This is a genomic window from Yoonia sp. R2-816 (genome assembly GCF_046762905.1).
Lineage (GTDB): Bacteria > Pseudomonadota > Alphaproteobacteria > Rhodobacterales > Rhodobacteraceae > Yoonia.
On record NZ_JBKQXN010000199.1, the window covers coordinates 1 to 1622 of the forward strand.

Here is a 1622-nt window from a genome sequence, read left to right on the forward strand (position 1 = left end):
AATGTGTTGCGGCAGAACACCCATCGAAACTATGATCGACGGGAAAGAAATCTGGCGGGAAAAGTTCGTGAACTGAACTTCACCTGACAGACGCCGCCTGAAAAACGGCCAACTGTCAGATCACATCTGAACCACTACAAAGTATCCCATCAGCGCTGAACGCGTTGCTGACGGGAGGGGCTTCAAGTTCTCAGTGGACAATGTCATCCTGTATCTACAACGTTCAGATCGTTGAAATGTACACACTTTGTTCTCTCAAAAGCTCAAATATGCAGCTTCGGGCCAGCTAGGCCAACACGGCGTGGTCGATTGACAAAAACAGGTAACGCTTTGGCCCGGACAATGCTTGTTGAAGCTGGCTGGCCATATCGCCACCCGCCCAAGGAGGGACATCCGTACCTAAAACGATCCGCTCACTTGCGACAGCATATCAAGGACATCGGCTGGAAAGCTCAGACCCGGTTATGCAAACGATATCGCGACCTCAGTCGAGCGGGCAAACCGCAACCTCGTGTTCTGTCTGCCATCGCTCGGGAATTGGCCGGGTTCGTTTGGGATATCGCCCGGCAGACGCCGCTGAAACCCTGACCGAGACCCATCCAAACTGCCTGTGCAGTACGCTGGAGATGGGAGCCATTGATAGGGAAATCCTCGGAGTGCGTCGGAGCAAACACTCGATCTTAGAGAGAAGCAATCCCACGTCGTATTTGGGAAGGCGGTACCCAATCCGCGGATGAGAGCATAACAACACTCGGTTCGGCTCACCGTCTCCAGCGCCTATACAGGTTACAAACTTTGACCATCCTGCGCCAGCGGGATAGTCTCATCGTGTCGGGAAAACCAAAAACGCTCATGAGAGCGCAGGGTTTCGCCCCTATCCGCAACTGCCCCCTCATTGCTGATGGTTGATTGATTCAGGGCGGCGATTTCTCTCCAACGTGCCGCGTTACCCAGGCGTGCCGCAGCAATGCGCGACAACGTATCCCCCGCGACAATGGTATATGTGCAGCTCGCGGTAGCCGGTGTGTTGGCGCCACCTGTCGCGTCAAGCGGAGCGCGCGTGCGATTCAGGGCTTCATGAAAATCGGTCTCTGGCGCTGCCGTTGAACGCAACGCGGCTGTGCGGTCAGCAGCGAACAATACCTTCCAGTCCGGGCATCGAATCAACTCACCGGAGAAGGCCAAGCTGGGGATTATCAGGCCAATTAGCAGCAAAGCACGCAAGGGAACCTCCGTTCTCCTATATACTTAGTATATAACGGCGTTGCATACAACGCAAAAATGCGTCCCGGGTGATGATCTGATTGACAGGCAGATGGAACAACGAACCCTGCGTAAAATGCGGATTTCATTGACAAAATTGGCGGTTTGCTATCGCGCATTGGTGGACCAGCCAATCCATCTTTCCTCCAAGACTAGGGCCCGGTCATCGCATAGTGAAATACTTCTATCCTATATTTTAATAGGCATCGACTATGACCGCCCTGCCGATTTACATCCGGGGGTCACTGGTCTGAGATTGTGGACTGCAAAACTGCGCGGATCTGAGTTAGTCCCGCGTTGTTTCAGAATCGTCCTGCTCTTCTTCTTGCAACAATTCGTAGGGGTGAACCGCTAAGGGA

The 1622-nt window shown here is 53.5% G+C and carries 1 protein-coding gene; it reads right to left on the bottom strand.

What is annotated here, in order from left to right:
• Positions 1 to 786 precede the first annotated feature (786 nt).
• A complete protein-coding gene (locus tag ACFWW2_RS12140; RefSeq protein ID WP_393928340.1) occupies positions 787 to 1224 on the bottom strand; it encodes a LysM peptidoglycan-binding domain-containing protein in 438 nt (145 codons plus the stop codon).
• Positions 1225 to 1622: the final 398 nt, after the last annotated feature.